At 64.9% G+C, this 4978-nt stretch carries 5 protein-coding genes and 1 pseudogene; 5 read left to right on the forward strand and 1 reads right to left on the reverse strand.

Annotated elements, in window-relative coordinates; translation table 11 throughout:
• Nucleotides 1–338: 338 nt before the first annotated feature.
• From F3089_RS15670 to F3089_RS16120, 4 genes and pseudogenes are all read left to right on the forward strand, one after another.
• Nucleotides 339–692 carry a plasmid mobilization protein gene (locus tag F3089_RS15670; protein WP_151441716.1) on the forward strand — a complete coding sequence of 118 codons (354 nt, stop codon included), beginning with the start codon at nt 339–341 and terminating at the stop codon, nt 690–692.
• Nucleotides 676–1098, forward strand: a pseudogene (locus F3089_RS16265) (relaxase/mobilization nuclease domain-containing protein); the annotation flags it as partial. The gene F3089_RS15670 and the pseudogene F3089_RS16265, both read left to right, overlap by 17 nt.
• Nucleotides 1099–1423: 325 nt before the next feature.
• A complete protein-coding gene (locus F3089_RS16115; protein ID WP_225741799.1) occupies nt 1424–1879 on the forward strand; it encodes a hypothetical protein in 456 nt (151 codons plus the stop codon).
• Between the two features lie 11 nt (nt 1880–1890).
• Nucleotides 1891–2448: a hypothetical protein gene (locus F3089_RS16120; RefSeq protein WP_225741800.1), complete on the forward strand. Its 558-nt coding sequence runs from the start codon at nt 1891–1893 to the stop codon at nt 2446–2448.
• Here the strand turns inward: F3089_RS16120 and F3089_RS15680 are convergent.
• Complete coding sequence (locus F3089_RS15680; RefSeq protein ID WP_151441718.1) at nt 2445–3275, reverse strand: RepB family plasmid replication initiator protein; 831 nt, start codon at nt 3273–3275, stop codon at nt 2445–2447. The two genes, F3089_RS16120 and F3089_RS15680, sit on opposite strands and share 4 nt — an antisense overlap.
• Nucleotides 3276–4073: 798 nt before the next feature.
• On the opposite strand from F3089_RS15680, the gene F3089_RS15685 reads away from it, so the two are divergent.
• Nucleotides 4074–4937 (forward strand): DNA-binding protein, encoded by an 864-nt coding sequence (locus F3089_RS15685; protein WP_151441719.1) that lies wholly within the window; start codon nt 4074–4076, stop codon nt 4935–4937.
• The last annotated feature ends 41 nt before the right edge of the window (nt 4938–4978 follow it).

Genomic DNA, 4978 nt, shown 5'->3' on the forward strand with positions numbered 1-4978 from the left:
GTCGCCAGCCGGGGCGGCACCGCCGCCCTCGCCAGCTTCTTTCGCCAGCGCCTCGGCGCTGGCCGGGGCGAAGCCCCGCGTTCCCTGGCGCGTCCGGCTGGACGCACCGGGAGCCCTCGCGGGCCTCTTTTGACCGGGGCTCGCGCCCCGGTGTAGTCTGGATCTGAAGATCCAGAAGGCAGGTAGCAAGGTGTAACTAACCTCCGGTTAGTTCACCCGACCCCGGTGGGGTCGCCCCGACGCGCTGCGCTTGCGGGGTTGTCTCCGCCGGTCTGGCGACCGGCTGCGCGGGCTTCGCCCTTGCCCGCGCCAGCCTCAACCTGGATGGAGGTTTCGGCATGGCGAAAAGAGGCCCGGACCCGCTCCCCGCCGAGGATGTGCGGCAGGTTCGCGTGTCCGTCTACCTGACCGACGCCGAGGCCGCCGAGCTCGATGAGCGCCGGGGCTCAGTCGGTCGGGGCGCGTGGTTGCGCCGCGCTGGTCTTGGCCAGCAGCCACGCGGGGCCGTTCCCCCAGTGAACCGGCAGGCGTGGGCCGAGCTGGCGCGGCTCGCCGGCAACCTCAACCAGCACCAGCGCGCCGTGAACGAGGGCCAGGCCCCGCCGCCCGGTGTTGACCTGGCCGAGCTGCGCGGGGCGGTCGATCGCCTGCGCAACGAGCTTCTGGGGGTCCCCGGTGAAGGCCAAGATTAGCCGGGGCGGCGGCTTCCGGGGGGTCGCCAACTACGCCCTGGGGAAGGGCGAGCAGGCTGAAATGGTCGCCGGTAATACCGTCGGGACCGATCCCCGGTCGCTGTCGCGGGAGTTCGCGGTGGCCCGCGACCTGCGCCCGGAGATCAAGCGCCCCGTCTGGCATTCGTCGCTGTCCTTGCCTGCTGGCGAGGAGCTGGACGCCGACCGCTGGCGCGCTGTGGTCGAGGACTACGTGAGCGGCATGGGGTTCGACCCCGACAACCACCAGTTTTTCGCCGTGCGCCATAGCGACACCGACTACGACCACGTACACGTGATCGCTAGCCGGATCGGGCTCGATGGGAGCGTCTGGCATGGGACGTGGGAGGCCCGCAAGGCCATCGACCTGACCCAAGAGCTGGAGCAGCGCCACGGCCTCGCTCAGACGCCGGGGCTGCCGAAGTACCGCGACGAGAACAACAAGCCGCACATTGACCGCCGCGACCAGAAAGCCCCCAATCACGATGAACTGAACCGCGCAGCCCGCACCGGGGAAGAGCCGCCCCGGCAGGCGCTCCAGCGCCTGGTCGACGAAGCCGCGGCCGATGGGCCGAGCGCATCGGTATTCGCGGAGCGGCTGACCGAATCCGGGGTGACCGTGCGCCCGAACGTCGCCGGCACTGGCCGGCTCAATGGCTTCTCCTTCGAGTACGATGGGGCAGCCTTCAAAGCCTCCGACCTGGGGAAGAAATATGGCTGGAAGCAGCTCCAACAACGATACGGAGTCACCTACGAGCAAGACCGCGATGGTGAAAAACTTGAGCAACTCGCCACGAGCGCGCGAGCAGCACCAGGCCATGCAGACGACGAAGGACCTCCAGAATCACATCGGGGAGCTGGCCGACCTGAGCAGCCAGATCACGCACCGGCTGCAGGAGACGATCGACAGCGCGGAGACCACCATCAGCGAGGCCCAGAGCCAGAGCCAGACAGCCGCGAAGCACCAGCATCAGCTTCAGAAGAACGCGCTCACTCTCCAGAAGCGCCAGAACGACGCCCTGAAGAAGCAGCAGAGCCAGATCCAGCAGTTGATGACTCACGAGAATCGCCAGCAGCGGCGGGTTCCCTGGTTGATCCTGGGGGGCGCGATCGCTGGAGCCCTGACAGCCTCGTTGGTCACCTTCGCTGGCATCTGGCTGATGATGTGACCCCGGAGCCAATGCCGGAGCCGACCGAACCAGGGCCGACGCAGGCCCAGCGGACGATCACCGACACCGTGGCCGCGAACCCGGCCCCGGAGCATGAGGGCTCAGTGTTCGGCGTCCAGAAGCTCAAGCTCTGGTACCAGAGCTTGAAGCGCCGGCTGTCCAGCGCCATCGAGCAGGCCCGCGAGCATTTTCGCAGTGAGAGCACCGCCAGCGCCGAGGCGGCCGGCTGGAGCAGCGACGAGCGGGAGCGGGCCGGGGTCGAGCCCCCGGCCACTGCTTCCGGGCTTGGACGAGAAAAAGCGCCAGAACCCATGCCACAGGCGGATGCAGAGCCTGAGAGCGTGACCGATATAACGGTACCTGAGCCGGAGCCTGATGAACGGGAGCAGTTCAGGCAACAGACCATGCTCGATGAGGGTGAGCCGGTCATCCTGGATGAAATCGTGCGGGGCGATGATGGACAGCTCCGGTGGGAGCCGATACCTGCGGATCAGCTCACCGACGAACAGGCGGCGGCAATCGAGGACGCCCGCGACGAGCTGGCCGAGCGGGGGCCGTCGCTTCGTTAGACCCCGAGACGAATCTTCGCGGCTTCCCAGGACTCGCCGGGGCGAGCGTTACGCTTCACGTAGTTCGCGAAGCTTTCGTCTAGCTTCCGGCCCTTCTTCTTCCGGGGCTTCTGAGCTTCCTCAAGGGACTCAAGCCCCGCTTTGGGGCTGAATTTGAGCTGGACATGGGTGACGCGCCGGCCTGTTTTTCGATAGCCAACCGACACTTCCAGATCGCTGTGTGTGTTCACGTCCTTCACCGCAGGCGCGATCACGAACCGCTTGAGATCATAGACTCGCGTGTACGCGGTGCCCCACATCGACTGAAGGTCATCGAGCGCCAGTTCTCGCTCACCGGATTGGCGCCACTGCTGCAGCAGCTCGTACAGGCGAGGACCGAAGCGCGAGCGCATGGGCGCGACAAAGCGCAACTGGTAGCGCGTGAATTGCTTTTTGAGAACTGTCAGGTAAGGAACAATCGGTGCTGAGAACATGAGGCGGATCTTTCCCTCATCAGGTACGTACTCAACGGCCTGAATCCAGCGAGCTTTCATGACGCGCCCGCCCTTTGTTGTCCGGTCGTTGCCGTTCGGGCCTCCCCTGACGGTGATGTCCCGTTCCCAGAGCGTTTCGATCGCGTTCGCCAGGTCGTGATAAGCGCGACTGGCCGAGATCCCGCTTACCTCCGAGAGAGCGTCAGCGGTCACCTCGTACCACGCTTCCGAATCGGGTTTGCGGTCGCGTCGGATCTGCGTGATCGCAGCCAGGACAATGCGCTGTTCCGCCAAGGAGAGCCTGTGACCTGCTTCCACCAGGGCGTTGCTTTTCACTACGAGCTGCTCTGACATGCCGCCTCCGAATCCGCTTATGCCGAGGGTAATAAAAGACGAGTACGGGGTCTAGTCTCGTTACTTTGTGCGGATTTCTCGTCTCCTCACTGCGGATTTCTCGTTTTTAGCTGCGGATTTCCCGTTTTTTCGTTGCGGATTTCTCGTTTCTTTTCCCGAATAAACCTTCAAAAACAGATGGTTGCAAGTCGGAAAAGGAAGGGGAAAAGGGAAAACTACAAAAGGGCGCGACCCTGTGGAAAACAGGGATCGCGCACCTGCCCTCCGGTCGCTGGCGCTCCCTCCGCCCCGCGCCGTTGGCGCGGCCTGGCAAGATGGCCACGCCCTGCCAGAGCGCTTCGCGCTCAGAAGCCCACGGCCACGAAACCAGGGGAACGGAGTTGGCGGGCCTGTCGGCCCTGCGTGAGAGCGCCCCAGGCGCTCGCCAGCGCCCCGCGCGCCGGAAAGCAAAGAGGGCTTGGGAAAAGGGCGGCAGAGCCGCCCTGGCTTGCTGCTCACGCAGCCTCGACGGGCTACGGCCGCACCGGCCGTGTCGGCAAAGATCAGCTCACAGCGCGGCCTTTGATCGCCCTGGCGGGCGATCCGGGGCGATCTCTCATGAGAGATCGTGAGACCCCTGAGGCTCATAGTTGAGCATGGATGCGTCAGACCTGGAGCATCCATGCTCACGGCCTCCCCGACCTTCAACCTCCGGCCAAATCTGGCCGAAATATCGTATCGGACCCCTTGCGTATCGTATCTGTATCGCATATCATATCTGTATTGTTATGAAATACGCGATACGTTACGGGGTTTGATATGAGATCAGGGGTTACAGCAGAGCAGGTACACGCGGCCGCCGACGCGATCGCCGCCGAAGGCCAGCGGCCAACGATCCGGTCTGTTCGGGAGCGACTGGGCACTGGCAGCCCGAACACGATCCAGCGTCACCTGGCCGAGTGGCGCGAGAGCAGGCCTGAAGTCAAACAGGCGGCTTACGAGCTGCCGGCTGAGTTGGTCAACGCTTTCGGGAAAGAGCTTCGGCGCGGCGCGGAAGCCGCGACCGCGGAGCTCCGGCAGGAGCTGAGCGAAGCGCACACGGAGACGCAGGAGCTGGCGCAGATTGGCGAGGGTCTGGAGCAGGAGCGGGACGACGCCGTTGAACGGGCTGAGGCGACGGAAGCCGAGCGAGACCGGATCGCCCAGGAGCGCGACCAGCTCCAGCATGACCTTGAGCGCGTGCAGCAGGAACGGGACGACGCTCGCCAGCTTGCCGAGAGCCGTGGTCAGGAGCTCGCCCAGGCACAGAACCGAATCACGACGCTGACCGAGCAGCTCGACGAGGCGAAAGCGCAGGCTGGCGAGCGCCAGCAGCGGCTGGAAGAATCCCAGAGGGAGGCTCAGCAGGCCGCGCAGAACGCGGCTGTCGCTGAATCGAAGGCCGAGGCTCAGGCCGAGAAAGCGGGCGATCTCAAAGAGCAGGTGTCCGAGCTGAAAGCCGAGCTTAGCGAGGCCAGAAAGGAAGCCCGCGAGGCGCGAGAGCAGGCCGCGAAGGACGCCGAGGCATGGCGCGAGCAGGTGTCGCTTGAGCACCAGCGGAACGCCGAGCTTCAAAGCGAGCGGGATAGCCTGGCCGATCAGGTGACCAGGTTGGAGACTGAGCGAAACACAGGAGCTGAATGATGAGGAATAAGGTAGAGCCCACTGGGCACGAACAACTGGAC

This window comes from Halospina sp. K52047b, assembly GCF_008709855.1.
Lineage (GTDB): Bacteria > Pseudomonadota > Gammaproteobacteria > Pseudomonadales > Oleiphilaceae > Halospina > Halospina utahensis_B.